Annotated in this window: 18 protein-coding genes; 10 read left to right on the forward strand and 8 right to left on the reverse strand. The window is 63.9% G+C overall.

Annotated elements, in window-relative coordinates:
• Positions 1–22 precede the first annotated feature (22 nt).
• Entirely contained in the window at positions 23–919 is an 897-nt protein-coding gene (locus tag AYJ57_RS21060) for a LysR family transcriptional regulator (protein ID WP_066110709.1), read from the reverse strand.
• A 106-nt stretch (positions 920–1025) separates the two neighbouring features.
• Between AYJ57_RS21060 and trxB the strand changes: the two genes are divergently transcribed.
• The 5 genes from trxB (at position 1026) to AYJ57_RS21085 (ending at position 3775) form a co-directional block, all read left to right on the forward strand.
• The gene (gene trxB, locus AYJ57_RS21065; RefSeq protein WP_066110713.1) at positions 1026–1985 is read left to right on the forward strand and encodes a thioredoxin-disulfide reductase; all 960 of its coding nucleotides are present in this window, start codon (positions 1026–1028) and stop codon (positions 1983–1985) included.
• Between the two features lie 39 nt (positions 1986–2024).
• On the forward strand, positions 2025–2348 hold the full coding sequence (locus AYJ57_RS21070) for a thioredoxin family protein (protein ID WP_066110715.1): 324 nt from the start codon (positions 2025–2027) through the stop codon (positions 2346–2348).
• 14 nt (positions 2349–2362) lie between these two features.
• Positions 2363–2794: an OsmC family protein gene (locus AYJ57_RS21075; protein ID WP_066110717.1), complete on the forward strand. Its 432-nt coding sequence runs from the start codon at positions 2363–2365 to the stop codon at positions 2792–2794.
• A 99-nt stretch (positions 2795–2893) separates the two neighbouring features.
• A complete protein-coding gene (gene grxC / locus AYJ57_RS21080; protein WP_066110718.1) occupies positions 2894–3151 on the forward strand; it encodes a glutaredoxin 3 in 258 nt (85 codons plus the stop codon).
• A gap of 138 nt (positions 3152–3289) precedes the next feature.
• Entirely contained in the window at positions 3290–3775 is a 486-nt protein-coding gene (locus AYJ57_RS21085; RefSeq protein ID WP_066110720.1) for a DUF2938 family protein, read from the forward strand.
• Between the two features lie 204 nt (positions 3776–3979).
• Here the strand turns inward: AYJ57_RS21085 and AYJ57_RS21090 are convergent, their stop codons facing one another.
• Positions 3980–4612: a tyrosine-type recombinase/integrase gene (locus AYJ57_RS21090; RefSeq protein ID WP_066110721.1), complete on the reverse strand. Its 633-nt coding sequence runs from the start codon at positions 4610–4612 to the stop codon at positions 3980–3982.
• Positions 4613–5134: 522 nt separating this feature from the next.
• On the opposite strand from AYJ57_RS21090, the gene AYJ57_RS21095 reads away from it, so the two are divergent.
• From AYJ57_RS21095 to AYJ57_RS21105, 3 genes are read left to right on the forward strand one after another with little or no spacing between them, the layout of a single operon-like run.
• Positions 5135–6142: a succinylglutamate desuccinylase/aspartoacylase family protein gene (locus AYJ57_RS21095; protein WP_066110722.1), complete on the forward strand. Its 1008-nt coding sequence runs from the start codon at positions 5135–5137 to the stop codon at positions 6140–6142.
• Positions 6139–7119 (forward strand): threonine ammonia-lyase, encoded by a 981-nt coding sequence (locus AYJ57_RS21100; RefSeq protein ID WP_066110723.1) that lies wholly within the window; start codon positions 6139–6141, stop codon positions 7117–7119. The genes AYJ57_RS21095 and AYJ57_RS21100 overlap by 4 nt, the downstream gene beginning before the upstream one ends.
• Positions 7112–8317 (forward strand): MalY/PatB family protein, encoded by a 1206-nt coding sequence (locus AYJ57_RS21105; RefSeq protein WP_066110725.1) that lies wholly within the window; start codon positions 7112–7114, stop codon positions 8315–8317. The genes AYJ57_RS21100 and AYJ57_RS21105 overlap by 8 nt, the downstream gene beginning before the upstream one ends.
• A gap of 388 nt (positions 8318–8705) precedes the next feature.
• Here AYJ57_RS21105 and AYJ57_RS21110 read toward each other — a convergent pair whose 3' ends face one another.
• Positions 8706–10409 (reverse strand): alkaline phosphatase family protein, encoded by a 1704-nt coding sequence (locus AYJ57_RS21110; RefSeq protein WP_066110727.1) that lies wholly within the window; start codon positions 10407–10409, stop codon positions 8706–8708.
• Positions 10410–11182: 773 nt separating this feature from the next.
• Between AYJ57_RS21110 and AYJ57_RS21115 the strand changes: the two genes are divergently transcribed.
• Positions 11183–12724 (forward strand): arylsulfatase, encoded by a 1542-nt coding sequence (locus tag AYJ57_RS21115; RefSeq protein ID WP_066110729.1) that lies wholly within the window; start codon positions 11183–11185, stop codon positions 12722–12724.
• A 378-nt stretch (positions 12725–13102) separates the two neighbouring features.
• On the opposite strand, the gene AYJ57_RS21120 is transcribed toward AYJ57_RS21115, so the two are convergent.
• From AYJ57_RS21120 to AYJ57_RS21140, 5 genes are all read right to left on the reverse strand, one after another.
• Complete coding sequence (locus tag AYJ57_RS21120) at positions 13103–14122, reverse strand: IS110 family transposase (protein ID WP_066107743.1); 1020 nt, start codon at positions 14120–14122, stop codon at positions 13103–13105.
• Between the two features lie 202 nt (positions 14123–14324).
• Positions 14325–15284, reverse strand: coding sequence for an ABC transporter substrate-binding protein (locus tag AYJ57_RS21125; RefSeq protein ID WP_066110731.1), 960 nt, complete (start codon positions 15282–15284; stop codon positions 14325–14327).
• 12 nt (positions 15285–15296) lie between these two features.
• Entirely contained in the window at positions 15297–16094 is a 798-nt protein-coding gene (locus AYJ57_RS21130; RefSeq protein WP_066110734.1) for an ABC transporter ATP-binding protein, read from the reverse strand.
• A complete protein-coding gene (locus AYJ57_RS21135) occupies positions 16091–16918 on the reverse strand; it encodes an ABC transporter permease (protein WP_083191432.1) in 828 nt (275 codons plus the stop codon). The genes AYJ57_RS21130 and AYJ57_RS21135 overlap by 4 nt, the downstream gene beginning before the upstream one ends.
• Positions 16909–18048, reverse strand: coding sequence for an aryl-sulfate sulfotransferase (locus AYJ57_RS21140; RefSeq protein WP_066110737.1), 1140 nt, complete (start codon positions 18046–18048; stop codon positions 16909–16911). Before AYJ57_RS21140 ends, AYJ57_RS21135 begins: the two co-directional genes overlap by 10 nt.
• Before the next feature lie 158 nt (positions 18049–18206).
• On the opposite strand from AYJ57_RS21140, the gene AYJ57_RS21145 reads away from it, so the two are divergent.
• The gene (locus AYJ57_RS21145) at positions 18207–19235 is read left to right on the forward strand and encodes a substrate-binding domain-containing protein (RefSeq protein ID WP_066110740.1); all 1029 of its coding nucleotides are present in this window, start codon (positions 18207–18209) and stop codon (positions 19233–19235) included.
• Positions 19236–19266 lie beyond the last annotated feature (31 nt).

Here is a 19266-nt window from a genome sequence, read left to right on the forward strand (position 1 = left end):
CGCAAGCAGCGAAGCGGCGGCCCTATGCGGCCGCCGTTTCCGTGTTCAGCGCCAACTGCCGCAGCGTTTCCAGCAGCGGCGACGGATCCTCGCGCCGCCAAGCCAGCGCCACGCTGAGCGTCGGTGCAGGCTCCTCGAGATCGACGATGCGCATGTCGTCGCTGGTGGCGCAGTCGATGCGATTGGTGACGAAGCTCACGCCCATGCCTGCCTCGACGAGGCACAGGCAGGTCTGTCCCTCGGTGCAATCCTTCACTTTCGGCCGGAAGCCCGAGACCGCACAGGCGCGGATGATCTCGTCATGCACGCCGGGGTTTTCCGACCGCGGCGGGATGATGAAGGTCTCGCCCGCGAAGGCCGAGAGCGGCATCGGCCCGAGGCCGAGCGATTTCAGATGCGGGTGGTTCGTCGGCACCGCAAGGCGCATCTGCTCGGAGTGAATCTCCCGCACCTCCAGCGCGTCATCCGCCGCCGGGGCGAGCAGGAAGGCGGCGTCGATCTCGGCGGCCAGCAGCGCCTTCACCTGCGCATCGGTGGGCAGCTCGTGGATCGACACGTCGATCCCCGGATGCGCCTCGCGGAAGCCGCGGATCACCGCCGGGAAAACCGTCTGCATGGCAAGCGGCGTCACCCCGATGGCAAAGCGCTTGCTCTCTTCGGCGATGGCGTGGCGGACGGCACGCTGCACCTGATCGAGATGCGCCAGCAGCCCCTCGGCCTCGCGCCGCAGCACCACGCCGGCGGCGGTCAGCGCGACGCGGCGGGTGGTGCGGTCAAAGAGCTTCACCCCCAGCTTGTGCTCGAGCTGGGCGATGGTCTTGGTCACCACCGGCTGGCTCATGTTCAGCTGCTCGGCGGCCCGGTTGAAGTTCAGCGTCTCGGCGACCCGCACGAAGCAGCGCAATTCCTTGATTTCCATGGCGCCCTCATTGATGCGATATGAGAATATATGGCGATAGCGTATTAGAACTTAATCATTCGCCTTTGGGGCATATATGACCGCCGTAGCAACAAACGGCAAGGTCATGCACAGAAGACTCATCATCCTCGGCTCCGGCCCGGCAGGCTATACGGCGGCGATCTACGCGGCCCGCGCCGGGCTGTCGCCGCTGCTGCTGACCGGGCTCGAGCCCGGCGGACAGCTCACCATCACCACCGACGTGGAAAACTACCCCGGCTTCGCCGACCCCATTCAGGGCCCCTGGCTGGTCGAGCAGATGCGCGAGCAGGCGCTGCGCATGGGCACCGAGATCGTCACCGACATGGTGACCGAGGCACGGCTGACCGGCAAGCGCACGCTCAAGGGCGACAGCGGCACGACGTATAGCTACGACGCGCTGATCATCGCGACCGGCGCACGGGCAAAATGGCTTGGCCTGCCGTCGGAGACGCATTTTCAGGGCGGCGGGGTTTCGGCTTGCGCCACCTGTGACGGGTTCTTCTACCGCGGCCGCACCGTGGTCGTGGTCGGCGGCGGCAACACCGCCGTGGAAGAGGCGCTGTTCCTCGCGGGCATCGCCGGGCGGGTGATCCTCGTGCATCGCCGGGACAGCCTGCGCGCCGAGAAGGTGCTGCAGGATCGGCTCTTCGCCCACCCGAAAATCGAGGTCATCTGGAACGCCGAGGTTGCCGAGATCATCGGCACCGAGACCCCGCGCGTGGTCACCGGCGTGATCCTGAAAGACCGGATCGCGGGCACGGTGGAAAAACTCGACGCCGAGGGTGTCTTCGTGGCCATCGGCCACAGCCCGGCGACCGAGCTTTTCAACAACCAGTTGCCGCTCAAGCCCGGTGGCTACCTGCGGACCAAACCCGGCAGCACCGCGACGGCGCTGCCCGGGGTCTTTGCCGCCGGTGACGTGACCGACGACCAGTTCCGTCAGGCGGTGACCGCCGCCGGACAGGGCTGCATGGCGGCGCTTGAGGCCGACCGCTACCTCGCGGGGCTGCCTCTCGACCTCCCGGCCGAGCCCGCCTCGGCCTGACCCAATCCCAACCCAAAGTTCAAGCCAATGGAGACAGACATGGCAGATGTAACGACGCTCGATACGAGCAATTTCGATGGCTTCATGCAGGCGCCCGGCACCGTGAAGGTGGTGCGCTTCTGGGCCACCTGGTGCCGCCCCTGCATCGCGCTCGAGCCGACCTACAACGAGGTCGCGGGCGAGATGAAGGACAGCGCCAACTTTGGTGAGGTCGACATCGACCTCGCTCCCGAGATCGCCGGAGCCTTCGGCATCCGCTCGGTGCCGACCGTACTGGTGTTCAAGGACGGCAAGCCGGTCGACATGGTCGTCGGCCTGAACCCCAAAGACAAATACACCGCCGCCGTGAAGAGCGCGGCGTAAGAGGAGTAGAGCAAATGGCTGATATCAAAATGACCTCCACCTGGACCGGTGGCTTCAAGGGCGAAGGCAAGATCACCGGCGAGGGCTGGGACGTGGGCATCGGCATCCCGACCGAACTCGGCGGCAGCGGCGCGGGGGCCGACCCCAAGTCGCTCTTCACCGCCTCCACGCTGGCCTGCTTCACCGCCACCCTGCGCGCGATCACCGAGGGCAAGAAGGTCCCGGTCGAGACGATCTCGGTCGACACGGACGCCCAAGCCGGTGACGACGATTTCGCGATCCGTCACGTGGCGCGCGTCACCCTGACAGCAGGCTCGAGTGATGCGGACACCGCGGCCGCCGAGGCGGCCATCGAACGGGCCGACGCGATCTGTGCCGTCGGCAACATCGCCCGCAAGGCTGGCGTAACCATCGCGGTCGAAGCAGACGTGCGCGTCGCCGCCTGAGGCCGCGCCGCTCTGACCGGTCCCGGCCTCGCGCCGGGACCGGCATGCACACGAGGCGCTCCTTTCCCGGTTCAGCCAAACAATACCCAGGAGGCTTTCATGCCCAAGATCGACATCTACACCTCGCCCTTCTGCGGCTACTGCTCGCGCGCCAAAATGGTGCTCGACAAGAAGGGTGCAGACTACACGGACATCAACATCATGGTGGTTCCGGAGGGACGCCGCGAAATGCTGTCGCGCTCGGGCGGCGCCCACACCGTGCCGCAGATCTTCATCGGCGACATCCACGTCGGCGGCTGCAGCGAGCTTCTGGCGCTCGAGCGGGCCGGAAAGCTGGACGCACTTCTGGAAGGCTGAGCCAGGCCTGCCGCGGGGTCGGCGACTGATCGAAAATCGCAATCAATCGGAGCGCCGGAAAGAATTTATCTTTTGCCGCCCCGACCGATACGCCTGTGCCGCTGCGGCACCGTTCCTGTTTCCCTGTGGAGAGTTCCCATGACGTTTGACCTCATCACCTTCGTCCTCGTGGTCGGCATCGGCGCGACCATCGCGCTTGACCTCTGGGGCCTCATCACCGCGAAGATCGGTTGGATGCCCGGCACGCATTGGCCCTCGGTGGGGCGCTGGCTGCTGGGCATTCCCGCGGGCCGGCTGGTGCTCGACGGCGGTGATGACCGCGCGCACAGTGTGGGCGAGGTCCTGACCGGCTGGGTCTTTCACTATGCCATCGGCATCGCCTATGCGGTCATGTTCCCGCTCTTTTGGGGCGTTGATTTCATCTCCGCTCCGACCGTGTTTCCCTTCGTTTTGATCGGGGTGATCATCAGCACACTGGCCGGTCTCGTCATCCTGATGCCTGGCATGGGCGGCGGCATCTTCGCGCGCAAGCTGCCCAACGCCGGGGCGATGATGACCTACGTGCTCGTGGCGCATGTGGTCTTTGCCATTGCGCAATACCTGCTGGCGCTGCTGGTCGCCTGAAGATGTGCCACGCAATTGAGGGACCATTTCCTCGCCACTCAGGGCAGAGCGGCGGAGCGATTACGGAACTTCCTACCGTCCGCTGCGGTCGCACAGTTCTTGCCGAGGCGAAGGTCGCAAAAGGGCTCGAAGCCCGCGTCGGCACGTAGTTCCTCGCACGTCCGGCCTCGGCTGGCGAACGGCGTGCGCCGTTCGCCGATGGTATCAAATGTCGACCGACTCCGCGATGCTCAGAGCATCCTCAAGTTCAACGCCCAGGTACCGGACCGTACTGTCCACCTTGGTGTGACCGAGCAGGAGCTGGACCGCGCGAAGATTGCCTGTTTTGCGGTAGATTTGTGCAGCCTTGGTGCGCCTCAGCGAGTGCGTGCCGTAGCCGCTCGGCTCGAGACCGATCGCCGTCACCCACTCTCGGACGAGCCGCGCGTATTGTCGCGTCGAAATGTGCGGCCTGGCATGAAACCGGCTCGGGAACATGAAGGCGCAGCCGATCATCTCCGGCCGCTTCACCCACGCCGAGATCGAAGCTCGGGTGTTTTCCGTGACTTCAAACTGAACGGGGCGGCGCGTCTTGCTCTGGATGACCGATACGCGTTCGCGGACACGATCGCCGACAACGAGCTGGGCGACCCTCAGACCGACGAGGTCGCAGCCCCGCAACTTGCTGTCGATGGCGAGATTGAACAGAGCGAGATCGCGAAGGTTGCTCGCGAGTTCGAGGCGCGCTCGGATCGCCCAGACCTGTTTCGGCAGCAGAGGCCGTTTCTGGCCAACGAGCCTACCACGGTTCCAAGGGCGTCGCTTCGGCTTGATGGCGGGGAGTTGGATTCTGGACATGAGACTTTCTCCATCCGTCCCTCCCGGCCCAGGCGTCGACATCGCGTGACCCCTAGATATTAAGCGATGTCGCGAATGACCGGTGAAGAAGATTGGCTCCGGGCCGCCGCCGCCGCACTGCCGCATGTCTGCACCGAGCCCAGTTGTGCCATTGCCCAGCTTTGTGTTTGCTGCAAATGCATTCTGCGATTGCAAAGCCAGAATTCACCCATTCGCCTCGACTGGGCGCTCTGAGAAGTGGTTCTCTGTCATGAGAGCATAGGTGGTCAGGGGGCAGACAGACCAGCCAACTTTGGATGTACTGTATGTCAGACCACGCATTGTGAAAGATCGTCGATCAGAACGCCTTGCCAGCAGTTAGAATAGGTCGAGTGAAAGCCAAAACCCCTACAGTCGGACAACTCCGGAGCGCCATGTGTGGCTCCCTCAATTCGTCATGCCCCGAAGTGACGAAGCTTGACAGACCGTGGCACGCTCCGTACCTCGGATGTCAATTCGGAAATTCCCGAAATGAGGGCTGGGATGATAGCGACGCCGATAGCAACTGAGGTGGATTTCAATGCGCCGGGCAAGCAGCAGGGCTACCTGCGTGTCCCGCATTCGGTGCATCGCTCGGCCTATGGTTGGCTGCCCATTCCGATCACGGTGCTCCGCAACGGGGACGGACCGACGCTGGTGATCACCGCAGGCGTCCATGGCGATGAATACGAAGGGCAGATCGCGGTCGCTGAATTGGCGCGCGACCTGCAGCCCGAAGACATCCGGGGTCGTCTGATCCTTCTGCCGATGCTCAACTTTCCCGCCGCCGAGGCGGGTACACGGGTCTCGCCGCTCGACGAGGGCAATCTCAATCGGCTGTTTCCCGGGGACCCAAAAGGCAGCCCCAGTCAGATCATTGCCCATTGGCACGAGGAGGTGCTGATGCCGCTGGCCGACTATGCGGTCGATCTGCATTCCGGAGGCTCTTCGCTGCTCTATCCCGCAACCCTGCTGCGCGGGCCGGCGCATAGCCCGGAGGAGGCCGAGGCGCTGGCGCGGCTGCAGGAGGCCTTCGATCTGCCCTATGCCTGGGTCTTCACCTCGGGCGGTGGGCGCCGCAGCACGGCAAGGACTGCCATGGGCGCCGCGAACCGAAAGGGCGTGGTCAACGTCATGGCAGAGCTGGGCGGCGCTGGCGCGGTGACCCCTGACGTGCTGGCGCTTACGCGGCGGGGCCTTCGGCGCATTCTGCACGGCCTTGGCATGCTTCCGGGATACACAAAGGATGCGGCGCGGGGCACGCGCGAACTCAATGCACTGGGCTCGATCTACGCCTATGAGCCGGGCCTTTTCGAGCCGCTGAAAGACATCGGCGCGTCAGTCGCCGAAGGAGAGACGATCGCCCATATCCATCATCCAGAGACGCCGAGCCGGATGCCCACCGAGGTGGTCTCGCCTTTCACGGGGCTGGTGCTTTGCCTGCGGGCCATGGCGCAGGTGCGGCGGGGCGACGCGCTCTATCAGATCGCCAAGGAGGCGACGTCTGCATGAAGGTGCCGTTCACGCTTGATGATGTCCGCCGCGCTGCCGAAGAGCTGAAGGGCGTCGCGCTCCGCACGCCCGTGCTCGAGAACCCGGATGTGAACGCCATGCTGGGCGGGCGACTGCTGCTCAAATGCGAGAACCTGCAGCGCACCGGTGCTTTCAAGATCCGCGGCGCCTATACCCGCATGCGGAGCCTCTCAGCCGAAGAAAGGGCGCGCGGCGCGGTGAGCTATTCATCCGGCAACCACGCGCTCGGGCTCGCCAAGGCGGCGCAGATGCTGGAGTCTTCGGCGGTCATCGTCATGCCCTCGGGCGCGCCGCGCGCCAAGATCGACGCGGTGCGGGCCATGGGCGCCGAGATCGTGACCTACGACCGCGACACCGAAGCCAGCGCCGATGTGGTCGCGCGCGTGGTGGAACAGAGCGGGCGGATCGAGGTGCCTCCGAGCGCGCATCCACAGGTGCTTGCGGGGGCTGCGACCGCGGCGCTGGAACTGTCGGAGCAGGCTGGGCCGCTTGATGCCGTGGTGATCCCTTGCGGTGGCGGCGGGCTGACAGCGGCCACCGCCGGTGTCATGGCCGAGGCGGCCCCCGGTTGCGCGGTCTATGCCGCCGAGCCAACGCTCTTTGATGACACCAAACGCTCGCTCGAGGCGGGCGAACGTCTGGCCAATCCGGTCGGGCAGCGCACCATCTGCGACGCGATCATGACGCCGATCCCGGGCGAGCTGACCTTTGCCATCAATCGCGAGCTGCTCGCGGGAGGCGTCACAGCAACCGACGACGAGGTACGCGCCGCCATGCGCTTTGCCTTCACCCATTTCCGCATCGTCGCGGAGCCGGGCGCTGTGGTCGGTCTTGCGGCGATCCTGGCCGGGCGGGTGCCGGTCCAAGGGCGCTCTATTGCCACGGTCATCACCGGCGGCAACATTGACGCGCAGCGCTATGCCACGTTGCTCGGGGAGGACCCGCTGGATGTATGATTTCGACACAGAGATCGACCGCCGCGCCGTGCCAGCGCTGAAGACCCATCGCATCGTGCTGGGTGAGGATGGCAGCGACCTCTTCCCGGGCGGCGTCGCCGACATGGATTTCCCCGCCGCGCCCTGCGTGCAGCGGGCCATCGCCGAGCGTGCGGCGCATGGCATCTTTGGCTACGAGGCAGTCCCCGACGGGCTGATGCCCGCGCTGACCGGCTGGCTGGCGCGCCAGCACGGCTGGCAGGTCGATCCCGTCCACATCCTGCGGGCGCCGAATGTGCTCAATGCGCTGGCGATGGCTGTGAACGCCTTCACCGATCCCGGTGACGGCATCCTGATCCAACCGCCGGTCTTTTTCGATTTCGCCGACATCATCCGCGAAAACGGCAGGCGCATCGTCGAGAACCCGCTGCTGCTGCAGGGCGGGCGCTACGAGATGGATTTCGATGGTCTCGAAGAGGCCGCCCGTGATCCGGGCACAAAGCTGCTGCTTCTGTGCAACCCGCACAACCCGGTGGGACGTGTCTGGACCCGCGCCGAGCTGACCCGGCTGGGCGACATCTGCCGCAGGCACGGCGTGCTGGTCGTCTCCGACGAAATCCATGCCGACATCACTTTGCCGGGGCATGGCTACACACCTTTCGCCTCCCTGTCCGAAGCGGATGCCGCGAACAGCGTCACCTGCCTGTCGCCCGCCAAGAGCTTCAATCTCGCCGCCTGTTGCTCGGCCTTCACCGTGATCCCCGACGCGGCGCGCCGCCGTGCGCTGCAGGCCGCCAATTCGGCGCTGACGGTGAACAAGAACAACGCCTTCGCCAATGTCGCCATGGAGTCGGCGTGGCGCGAAGGAGATGGCTGGCTGGACGCGGCGCTGGATTATATCGCGGGAAACCTCGCGCTGGTGCGCGGCGCGCTCGCGGGCAGCCCGGTCAAGCTGATCGAGCCCGAGGGCACCTTCCTGCTCTGGCTCGACTTCCGGGCGCTGGGTCTTTCGCCCGAGGCGTTGCACCTGTGGCTGCGGCAAGAGGCTGGCTGGGCGATCACCCGCGGCGTTTCCTTCGGGCCGCAGGGCGCGGGCTTTGGCCGCCTGAACATCGCCTGCCCGAGATCACGACTGGCGCGGGCGCTCGATAGCATGGACCGTGCTCTCGCGGGTTTCGCATCGGACTCGGATAGCGCCAGGAGCCAAAACCCGCCTTAAATGCGCTGCACGTTTCTCGGCTCCGCCTGTCCCCCACACACATGAATTACCAAGCAGGCGGAGAGAACGGCCGCAAAGTCCCGCACTGCCTGCCTCGGACCGTCGGAAATGCTGCGGCCTGCATAAACGACCGGCTCGGTGAAGCTGCAGTGCTGCGCTGCCGGTCGGCATGGAAGACAGCAAAGGGCCGAGAGCGACGGGCGCGGCTGCCTGCCATGTGTAGCGCTCGCTGCTTTGCCACAAGCCTGCTCCGAGTCCAACGCGGACTTTTCTGTGCGGCTCATAGTCTTCTGAGCACCGGGGCGTCGGAACCGCACTGCCGGAGGAAGACCCCGCCGCGTCGACGTGTTGGCCGTGCGGGGCCGAATTCATTAGATTGACTTCATTCCTACTGCCCGAGAACTTCCAACAGGACCTCGCCTGCCGCTCCCGAGGGCGGCCTCGTTCCGGCGATTGTCGCCAATGTCAGCGCCACATCCACGGTATGCACCCTCCGCGAGACAACCTCCGGTTCTACGCCGAACCCGGCAAAGAGGATCGGCACGAAGGTATCATAGCGCCAGGGCGATCCATGGGTGACCGTGACCGAGAGCCCGTCCATGTCATTGATGAACCATTCGGGCTGGAACACCACGTAGATGTCGCCCGACCGATCCGGGTGGTAGTTGTTCAGCACCGCCCGCATGAGCGCGTTGTCGGGCACAGAGCCCTCGCGCAGCCGCGAACTTGGCACGGCGTATGCCACCCCTTCGAAAGCCACCAGTTCCTCTGCGATCGCGGTTTCCAGGGCCACCTGGTCAACATCGGGAGCGTTCCGCGCGGCCTCGGAGAGGAGCAGGTAGGGGTGGTCGTAGCCTTCGATCAGCGGGCCGCTGATCCCAAATCGTTCCTTGATGCGGGTCACAGCCGGAGCGGTGTCCCATTCGCCCGGGGTCACGTAGCCGCCCATCATCCCGAGCGATGTCAGATAGCCCGGCGCTTCCGGTGCGCCGTGATCTGCGGAGAGAACGATCAACGTGTTCTCCAACCCGACCTCCGCATCGACATAGGCGAAGAGGTCGGCCAGCGTCCGGTCGAGCTGCAGGAGGTTGTCTTCGGATTCCAAGCTCGAGGGGCCGAAGAAGTGGCCAGCATAGTCCGTCACCGAGAAGCTGACCCCCAGAAAGTCGGTAATCTCGTCATCGCCGAGACCCTCCGCGTCGATCAAGGTCTTCGCAAACTCGGCGGTGATCTGGTCACCCGAGGGGCTGAGCGTCAGCAGCGTGGTGAAATACTTGTCCTCCGGCGAGCCCAGAGGATGAGGGAAGGTGCGTCCGAAACCGGCGAAGTCCGGCTCCCACTCCTGATCGTCGTTCTCACCGAACATGTAGGTGTCGATGGGGTTCAACAGCTCCCAAGCTTGGCCGCCGTAGCTCTGCGGCATTTCCTTCGCATTCCATGCGTCGACCCAATCGGGGTAGCTGTCGTAATAGTAACTGCTGGTCACGAATTGACTGGCCGATTTCGAGAACCAGAATGCCTTGCCGGTATGCCCGGCCATCGAGACCGCGCCGCGATCCTTGATCGAAACGCCGAAGACTTTCGCCTTGCCATTGGTTTCGACCGACAGTTCATCCCCGAAGGTGGAGGTCAGGATCGTGCGCGGCGAGCGCCCGTCGCTCTTGGCTGCCCGCTGCGTTGGGTCGATCTCAGTGGATGCATCGACATCTGCGCCGCTGGTCAGGATCGAATAGTCCGGGTCCTCGATGTTGTAGACGGTCCGCCCGGCTGCCCGGTCAAACCAGAGGTTACCGATCATGCCATGCGCGGAGGGCGTGGCGCCGGTGGCAAGCGTCGTGTGCCCGACGATGGTCTCGGTATTGGCGTGGGTGTGATGCGCGTTGTTGTAGTGAATGCCTTGTTCGAGAAGGTAGCGAAAACCTCCGGCACCAAGGCGGTCGAGGTAGCGCGTGGGCAGATCGCCTCGCAACTGATCCACGGTGATCTGAAGGATCAGGCGTGGCTTGCTCTGGGCGAAGGCAGGTCCAACGAGCGCAGCGGTTCCGATCAACAGCGCGCAGGCGGTTCGGGAGATTCTGGTCAGCTGTGCCATGGTTCCTCCATCCCTCAAAGCACGGTGTCCCGAAAGGATACAGGATCTCGAATATTTATGTTGGCGTTTTCATCTCCTCGGCCCGCCCACCCACGCGAGTGGTGATCGCACTCATCCTTCGCCATTAGGTTGCCGCTGACTGGAGGCTTGTCTGCACCCTTGAGGTGATGTGGCATTTTAGGGTTGCTCGTCTGGACCCGTGATCGACCTCGGTGCAATCGGACCAGTGGCCAAGAGCCGACTCCGGGCGCGGCAAACACGTACCAGTTTCGCCCGCGCCGAGCGTCGCCTTCGAGAAGCTTTCGCGGCCGCAGGGGCTACGGGTGCGTTGGAGAAGGCCATCCTCTCAGGGGCCGCTCGAGCGCTGAGGTTGACCTGAGTCAATGCGGGGCCTCATGCATTCTGGCTTATGAATGTGGAGGGTGTGCAGTTGCGGAGCAGAGGAGGTTCCGTTGCATGTCCGTTCATTCCGAAGTCAGCGAGGAGGTGGAAAAAGAACCTAAGCAGTGACCGCTGCGAGACCTCCTTTTGCATAACGTCCAAAATCGTCAGAGCCGTGGCGTTGGACGAGCGCTGGAGTGAACCGGGCCCTGGTGGCTGGCGCCGGGTGATGGGTTCCCGATACGAAGGGCAACCACCGCAAGGACCGCCGAAGATTTGACTGTGCATATTTTTCAGTAACTTGGCGTCGAGCTCATGTCTCTTCAGGGGAGCAAGGCGCGCACATCTTTTCCACGCAAGATTGAAATACGTCATTCGAAGAGGAGGAGAGAATGATGGTTCGGAGAGATTTATTGGCGATCGTCGTGGCGACGATGTCGCTCGGCGGATCACCGGCATTCAGCCAGGATGCCGAAAAGCCCAATTTCCTTGTGATCTGGGGCGATGACATTGGCGTCTGGAACGTCAACGCCTACAGCCGAGGCATGATGGGCTATGACACGCCCAATATCGACCGTCTCGCCGCCGAGGGGGCGCTGTTCACCGACAGCTATGGCGAGCAGTCCTGTACCGCTGGCCGCGCCGCCTTCGTGACAGGCCAGTCGGGGTTCCGGACGGGCCTTCTGAAGGTCGGGCTGCCCGGGGCCAAGGAGGGCCTGCAGCCCGAGGATGTGACTATCGCGGAGCTGCTCAAGCCGCATGGCTACGTGAGCGGCCAATTCGGGAAGAACCACCTCGGCGATCTCGACGAGATGCTTCCGACAAACCACGGCTTCGACGAGTTCTTCGGCAACCTCTACCACCTGAACGCCGAGGAAGAGCCCGAGAACCCTGACTACCCGCAAGGCGCGGAGTTCCGGCAGAAGTTCGGCCCGCGCGGGGTGATCAAGTCCTCGGCCGATGGCGAGATCGAGGACACTGGACCGCTGACCAAGAAGCGCATGGAAACCGTCGACGAGGAAACGCTTGCCGGGGCCATCGACTTCATGGAACGCGCGGTCGAGCAGGACAAGCCGTTCCTTTTGTGGTGGAATTCCACCCGCATGCACATCTGGACCCACCTGCAGCCGGATTTGCAGGGCGTAACGGGACAGGGCGTCTATGCGGACGGGATGGCAGAGCATGACGGTCATGTGGGCCAGCTGCTCGACAAACTCGATGAGCTTGGCATCGCCGACAATACGGTGGTGATGTATTCCACCGACAACGGGGCAGAGAAGATGTCCTGGCCCGATGGCGGCACATCGCCCTTCCGGGGTGAGAAGAACGAGAACTGGGAGGGCGGCTACCGCGTGCCTCTGCTGCTGAAGTGGCCTGGCGTGATCGAGCCGGGGACAGTCTACAACGACATCATCAGCCACATGGACTGGATCCCGACCTTCCTCGCCGCCGTCGGCGATACCGAGATCAAGGACGAGCTCAAGGCTGGCAAGACCGTCGGCGACAAGGAGTTCAAGGTTCATCTCGATGGCTACAACTTCCTGCCCTACTTCAAGGGGGAGGAGGAGGCCGGGCCGCGGCACGAATTCCTCTATTTCTCGGATGACGGCAATCTGCTGAACCTGCGCTACGACGACTGGAAGGTGGTCTTTGCCGAGCAGCGGGCCGAAGGCTTCGACGTCTGGGCCGAGCCTTTCGTCAACCTGCGCCTGCCGAAGCTGTTCAACGTGCGTATGGACCCCTTCGAGCAGGCTGACGAGATGTCCTTCAGCTACGACAAGTGGCGGCTGGAACGCGCCTTCGTCCTGGTCCCGGCTCAGGCCTTCGTTGGAAACTTCCTCGACACCTTCGGGGAATTCCCGCCGCGGCAAAAGCCGGGCAGCTTCTCGCTCGATCAGGTTCTTGCGAACATGCAAAGCGCGGGGACGCAGTAACCTTTGCAGGTGCCGCAGACCAGTTCAGGACTGCGGCACCTCTTTCGTCTGCCCGCATTACAATGCGTGCCCCTCAGCGCCATAATGGCGCAAGTCGGAGACCAGGAAGATCGGCTTTCGCACCAGCAGCGAAAGTCTTGTGTGGATGGCTCCCGCATAGCAAGTCGTAAATGATCTCGTGTACCTTTTCAGAAGCGGTCTTGTGTCCGGCCTGTTTGCGCGTTTCACACCGCTGGCCCTGATGGGATCCGCAGGTCAGGTTCCTATCTGGAAAGCGGGCAATTGCGCCCTGGACATTCGGCGGAGCGTCCTGATCGTTGCGGCTGAAGGGTACACCATCACATCGTCGGTCTTGCTATCTCGCTGTTTCGGTATGTCTCAGGCTGTGTGAGGGCGGTAGGGTTCGTTTCTGGTCAGCACCGCCCACATGATCCGCGCCGTCTTGTTCGCCATGGCGACAGTCGCGAGCCGGGCCGGTTTTCTCTGCAACAGCTTCGTCAGCCAGGGATCGGCACGCTCGGGATGATTGGTGACCTGCCGCACACGCGATGTCATCCCGACGACGATAAGCTGGCGCAGGTACCGATCGCCCATCTTCGTGATCTTTCCCAGCCGCTCTTTGCCACCGCTGGAGTGGTTGCGCGGTGTCAGACCAAGCCACGCCGCAAATTCCCGACCACTCTTGAACTGGTGACCCGACCCGATCGTGGCGGCCACGGCCGAGGCGGTCACTGGTCCGACGCCGGGAATGGTCTGCAGGAGTTGCGCTTGGCGGCTGAGACGAGCCTGGATACGCATGGTGATCTCGTACCAGCGAAGGCGGTTGTGCAGTTCGACCAGCTGACGGCTGAGAACCCGCAGAACGTCTTGGGCGAGCTCGGGGAACCCGGACTGCTTGCCCTCGATGATCCCTTTCGCAAAATCGATAGCCCGCGTGACGCCCCGGGCGATGGCAACCCCGAATTCCGCGGCCAAGCTTCGGAGCATGTTGATCAACCGGGTGCGCTGTCGAACCACGAAGTCCCGTGCGCGGTGCAAGGAGAGAAGCGCCTGCTGGTCCTCGGACTTGATCTCGACAAAACGCATCGTCGGTCGCGTCACGGCCTCGCAAATGGCTTCTGCATCGACCGCGTCGGACTTACCCCGTTTCACGTAAGGTTTGACGTACATCGGCGGCATCAGCCGGACAGTATGACCGAGCTTCGTAAGCTCGCGGCCCCAGTGGTGGCTCGATGCGCAGGCTTCGATGCCGATGAGGCAGGGCGACAGTCGCTCGAAGAACGCCAGCACCTGCGCCCGACGCAAAGGCCGATTGAAAGCGACCTCTCCGGTCTGGGAAACTCCGTGGACATGAAAGATGTTCTTGGCGAGGTCGAGGCCGACAGTGGTAACTTGCATGGGGTGGCTCCTCTCAGTTGCAGATTCTGACACCTGCAGTATGGCGCATTGCGACGCCGGGAGCGGGAGCCATCCACCCCATCTGGAATCCGCCCTTTCGGTAATAACTTCGGCTCTGCGAATAAAGTACAGCGTTCTCGGCTTTGGCCTTGCAGCGGCCAAGCAGGTGGCCTCTGCCCCCAATTGGGCAGAGGCCTGTCACTCAGGGCAGATCGACGGCGTCCGGCGCCGCCTTCTTCAGCGCATCCGGCGCGAAATGACCAAGCATTGCATCGGTGGTGACGGCCTCGCCCTTGACCACGCCCTTGGAAAGGACCCACGCCGCCTCTGCCACCAGCAGGTCGGCGAGTCCGGTGTCGAGCTTGAGGCCCACGTCGACGTCCTTCCACATCGCGCCCAGAGCCTCGGGCGTCATGGCGCCCTGCATGGAGGCGCTGACCGCTTCCATCGCGGCCTGCGGATCGGCCTTCACATCCGCATCGGCCCTGGCCAATGCACCCATGAAGGCATCCAGCGCGGCGGCGCGTTCGCCGGTCATTTTTGGCGAGGCAGCGAGGATGTAGTGCACCTCGTACCCCGGTTCGCGCAGCTCCGCATAGGTGTCGCCAAGCGTGGATTCCGCCGCGCCGTAGAAGGTCGGGAAGGGCACGATGGCGTCCAGATCTCCACGAGCCAGGGCGGGCACCAGATCCGGCGGGGCAGCGCCCACGACCTCGGCCTGCACGCCGGCCTGTTTCAGCACCTCGTCGAGATAGAAGTTCACGTTGGTGCCGATGGTGGTACCGATCCGCTTGCCCGCAAGATCCTCCGGGCTGGCCACGGCACCGCCCTCCGTGTTCACGATGACGCGCGACCCGGTGTAGCGCGCCAGGTCGCCGACCACCGCGAACTCCGCCCCGGTCAGCGCCCCGACTGCGGCGGGAAACTCGGCCATGAAGGTCACGTCGACCTGACCGCCGACCAGAGCCTCGAACCCCTCGCGCCCAGTGTTGAAGGCGACGAAGGTGATGTCGAGGCCCGCGTCATTGAAGTAGCCCTTCTGGATCGCGACATCGACCTGCGGCGTCTGCGGATTGGGTGTCCAGGCAAAGGTCATCTCTTCTGCGCTGGCGGCGAAGGGCGCCAGCAGAGCGGCAGCAAAGGCAAAGGTGTAAAGGTTCATCTCAGTTCTCCTTCAGAGGGCGTCAGCAAGCATGGTCTTGGGGTGGAGGAGGCCGAGGATCTCGTCCCGGATCTCCAGAAGTTCGTTGCCCGACCGGCTGAGGGCTCGGGGCCTCTCCTGCGTCAGGTGGTAATGGCGGATGAGGCGGCCAGGCGCATGGCTCATCACCTGGACGTGGTCCGCCAGAAGCAGCGCCTCGTCGACGTCATGGGTGACGAACAGCACCGTCGCCTTGTGCTTGCGCCAGATGCCGAGCAGCAGGTCGTGCATCACCAACCGGGTCTGGGCGTCAAGCGCACCGAAGGGTTCGTCCATCAAGAGCACCTTGGGTTCCACCGCGAAGGTCCGTGCGATGGCGACCCGTTGCTTCATCCCGCCGGAAAGTTGCTGCGGATACTTGTCGGCATGTGCCTCAAGCCCCACTTCGGCCAGCGCGGCGCGGGCGCGATCCATCTCCTCCCGCTTCGAGAGGCCAAACTGCTTCAGCCCGTAGCGGACATTGTTCAGCGCCGTAAACCAGGGGAATAGCGCGTATTGCTGGAAGATCACGCCAACCTCGGGCGAGGGCCCAGTGATGGCCCGGCCGTCCAGCCGGATGGCGCCTTCCGCCGGGGTGACGAAGCCCGCAATGGCGTTCATCAGCGTGGACTTCCCGCAGCCCGAGGGGCCAATCAGAGCGGTGAAGGTGCCGGGTTCGAGGACATGGGACGTCCTCTCCAGTGCGGTCACGCGCCCCTGCTTGCCGGTAAAGCGGATCACGACGTTGTCGATCTCCACGCGACCTTTGGGTTGAGTTGCGTCGGACATCATCCCTGCTCCCAGTGAACGAGTTTCTTTCCGATCCAGTGCACGATCAGGTCCGCGAAAGCCCCGAGGATGCCCAGCAGGATCAGGAGTGAGAACATGCGGTCCGTTCGGACGTACTGCCGCGCCTCCTGAAGCCGGAACCCGATACCCGAGGACGCGCCGGAAAGTTCGGCCGCGACGAGGCTGAGGAAGGCCAGCGCCACGCCAAGCCGGATGCCCGCAAAGATGTGGGGGGCGGCGGCGGGCAGGACGACCGTAAGGAACTCCCGCAGCCTGGACGCGCCGAGAGTACGGGAGGCGCGAAGGTAGGTTTCGGGCACGTATTGCATGCCGTGGTGCGTGTTGAACCAGACCGTCAGGAAGACGGTGTAGGAGACCACGAAGTACTTCGATCCCTCGCCGATCCCGAACCAGACGATGGCCACGGGGACCAACGCGATGGCGGGGATGGGCCGCAGCAGGTTGAGGAACGGGTTCAGCAGGGTGCGGACCAGCGCCACCCGCCCGGTCATCAGGCCGAGTGTCACACCAAGCGTCCCGCCGATCGAAAAGCCGACCGCCGCCCGGCCGAGCGATTTCGCGAGGTCGGTCTGCAGCGTGCCGTTCTGCCACATCTCGACCGTGGCGGACCAGACGAACCAGGGGGCCGGGAAGATCGCCTCCTTCACCACGCCCGACAGGCCGACAAGCGTCCAGATGCCAAGGATGAAGGCGAAAGAGATCAGCGGCAGGCCAAGGGTCGCGCCGGAGCGCAGGCCCTTCGTCAGCAGTTGCGCGAAGCGCGGCGTCGCGGAGTTTTGGGTGCCGGGGTTCTCCGTCACAGCCATGACACCTGCTCCGCCGCGTAACGATGTGCGCGGAAGCAACCGTTGTGCGAACCCTTGATGAACTGGTTCAGAGGCGCCGGGTACTCGGCGAAGTCCGGGATCACGAACTCCCACGCTATCTCTCCGGCCTGCGTCACCTCGAAAAGCCGCCCGAAAGCGCTTTCGCAGATCAGCGTGTTGCCGTTGGCCAGCCGCTGCGCGCTGCCCATGAACGGAGAGAAAAAGCTGGGCGCGTTCGGGTCTGCATAGGCCCAGACCGTCTCCATCGTCTTCGGATCGAACTGAAGGGCGCGGGAATAGGGGTTCGACGATCCGACCCGCAGGTTGCCATTGTCGAAGACCAGCACCGTGCCGTCGTCCATCATGATCGGCGTGTGCTGCTGGGCGACAACATCGGTCCCGGCATGCCAGACGATGCGCCCCGTGGCCTTCTCGACCGCGATCACGCCCGACGTCGTCCGCAGGCTCATCAGGATAAGCCCGTCCTTCGTCTCGGACACGCCGTTGATCATCGGCCAATGACGGCGGTCGAAGATCGGGTGCACGGGTAGGTCTGCGGGGTCGATGTGATCCCAGATGCACCACTCCCAGACGACCTCGCCCTTCCGGTTCACCTGCCGGACGATGTCGGACTGAAAGATCCCGTCCGCGCCGTCCTTGCCGGGATCGCCGCCGCAGATGCGCTTGGCGAGATGGGCGGGCAGTTCGGCTGCTACGGTGTAGAGCAGGTCTCCGTTCGGCAGCCATTGCGCGTCGTGATGGTGATAGATGTCCTCGTGCCGCCAGACGATCTCTCCGTCGGGGGTGGCCTCGTAGAAGTCGCCGCCGTGCCAGAGATCCCAGGCAGGATAGAGTGCGGCAGAGGTCGCATGGCTGCCGTTGTAGCCGAGGTTGCCGTTCGGCAGGATCACCGCGTCGCGGCCAGGGCGGACCGGCATGGTCCACTGATGCGCGATACGGCCTTCTATATCGACCATATCGACCACGCCGCCGCCGGTCTGGCGGGCATAAAGCGTATATCCTCCGGCCGTCTTGGAGCGGTCCAGCGCGGTCAGGCCCAGCCTGCGCCGCTCCAGCGTCACGGCGCTGCTGTGTTCGGGGTCGAAAGTGCCATTCAGTTTATCTAACATTCTATCCTCCGGCTCGCAGTAAAACGTTTTAATGACTTTTCACCTTGCGCAGCGCCTGGTTAAAACGTTTTAATTACGTCAGAAGGTAGAAAATGTCGAAGCGGCGCGTCAGTGGGCGGAATTCAGGCTCAAATGCGCACAAAATAGGCGATTACTGTATGACTGAAGCACCCGTGACCCCGAAAAAGCGGGCAACCGTGAAGGATGTCGCCCAACTCGCCGGTGTATCGGCGGGGACGGTTTCCAACGCGCTCAGCGGGAAGCGGCGTGTTGACTCTGACACCCAGGCAAGGATCACGGCGGCCATCGATGCGCTCGGCTACGTTCCCAATCTCGCGGCGCGGGGCATGCGGACGGGTCGGGCGGGCACGATCGCGATCTTCTCCTCCATGCCGGTTGCGGTGGCGGCAGGCCAGTCCCGGCTTGGCTTCCTGATGGAGATCGCGGCCTCGGCGGCGGTATCGGCAATGGAGAACAACGTCGCGCTTCTGCTGATCCCGCCGATTACGGAGCCGGCGACGGCACTTGGCACCATTGGCTTCGACGGCGCGATCCTCGTCGAACCTTCTGCCGACGACCCTTATCTTGAATTGCTTGCCGCGCGAGGCGTACCAACCGTCGTGATCGGCCCGGCAGAGGACATGCCGAGCCTCGCCGTGACGCTCGACTATCGCAAGATGGCGTCACTACTCTGCGATCACCTTGTCGAAAGCGGGGCGCGTCGCTTCATGCTGGTCATCGGCCAAAGCGCCCGGGCCTCGAACATCATATTCCGGGAGGTCTACACAGAGCGGTGTCGCACCCTCGGCATGGAACCGGAAGTCATCGTCATCCCTGAAGCCGCCGGGGAAGCCGGTGCCCAGGCAGCGCTTGAGGCGCATATCGCGACCCGGGGGGCCCCCGACGGCGTGCTCGTTCCAATTGACGCAATGGCCACGGGTGTGATGGCGGCACTCCGATCGCACGGACTGGCCGTACCCCAGTCCGTGAAAGTGGCGACCCGATATGATGGGCTCCGCGCCCGCAGCGAAACGCCGCCACTTACGGCGCTCAATCTTCATCTTGATGAAGTGGCCAAGCTGGCGACGCGTCTGCTTGTGGACAGCATTGAAAGTGGCGCGTCAGCTACGTCGGTGACCGCTCCTGAGCCAGCATTGGTTGTACGTGGCGCAACAGGATCACCTTGAGGGACTCACGTTCGACACTCTCGGTACGAAT

It is taken from the genome of Salipiger sp. CCB-MM3 (assembly GCF_001687105.1).
Lineage (GTDB): Bacteria > Pseudomonadota > Alphaproteobacteria > Rhodobacterales > Rhodobacteraceae > Salipiger.

Coding starts and splice junctions, on each gene's coding strand:
- AYJ57_RS21060 (WP_066110709.1), bottom strand. CDS start 919: ATGGAAATCAAGGAATTGCGCTGCTTCGTGCGGGTCGCCGAGACGCTG.
- trxB (WP_066110713.1), top strand. CDS start 1,026: ATGCACAGAAGACTCATCATCCTCGGCTCCGGCCCGGCAGGCTATACG.
- AYJ57_RS21070 (WP_066110715.1), top strand. CDS start 2,025: ATGGCAGATGTAACGACGCTCGATACGAGCAATTTCGATGGCTTCATG.
- AYJ57_RS21075 (WP_066110717.1), top strand. CDS start 2,363: ATGGCTGATATCAAAATGACCTCCACCTGGACCGGTGGCTTCAAGGGC.
- grxC (WP_066110718.1), top strand. CDS start 2,894: ATGCCCAAGATCGACATCTACACCTCGCCCTTCTGCGGCTACTGCTCG.
- AYJ57_RS21085 (WP_066110720.1), top strand. CDS start 3,290: ATGACGTTTGACCTCATCACCTTCGTCCTCGTGGTCGGCATCGGCGCG.
- AYJ57_RS21090 (WP_066110721.1), bottom strand. CDS start 4,612: ATGTCCAGAATCCAACTCCCCGCCATCAAGCCGAAGCGACGCCCTTGG.
- AYJ57_RS21095 (WP_066110722.1), top strand. CDS start 5,135: ATGATAGCGACGCCGATAGCAACTGAGGTGGATTTCAATGCGCCGGGC.
- AYJ57_RS21100 (WP_066110723.1), top strand. CDS start 6,139: ATGAAGGTGCCGTTCACGCTTGATGATGTCCGCCGCGCTGCCGAAGAG.
- AYJ57_RS21105 (WP_066110725.1), top strand. CDS start 7,112: ATGTATGATTTCGACACAGAGATCGACCGCCGCGCCGTGCCAGCGCTG.
- AYJ57_RS21110 (WP_066110727.1), bottom strand. CDS start 10,409: ATGGCACAGCTGACCAGAATCTCCCGAACCGCCTGCGCGCTGTTGATC.
- AYJ57_RS21115 (WP_066110729.1), top strand. CDS start 11,183: ATGATGGTTCGGAGAGATTTATTGGCGATCGTCGTGGCGACGATGTCG.
- AYJ57_RS21120 (WP_066107743.1), bottom strand. CDS start 14,122: ATGCAAGTTACCACTGTCGGCCTCGACCTCGCCAAGAACATCTTTCAT.
- AYJ57_RS21125 (WP_066110731.1), bottom strand. CDS start 15,284: ATGAACCTTTACACCTTTGCCTTTGCTGCCGCTCTGCTGGCGCCCTTC.
- AYJ57_RS21130 (WP_066110734.1), bottom strand. CDS start 16,094: ATGATGTCCGACGCAACTCAACCCAAAGGTCGCGTGGAGATCGACAAC.
- AYJ57_RS21135 (WP_083191432.1), bottom strand. CDS start 16,918: ATGGCTGTGACGGAGAACCCCGGCACCCAAAACTCCGCGACGCCGCGC.
- AYJ57_RS21140 (WP_066110737.1), bottom strand. CDS start 18,048: ATGTTAGATAAACTGAATGGCACTTTCGACCCCGAACACAGCAGCGCC.
- AYJ57_RS21145 (WP_066110740.1), top strand. CDS start 18,207: ATGACTGAAGCACCCGTGACCCCGAAAAAGCGGGCAACCGTGAAGGAT.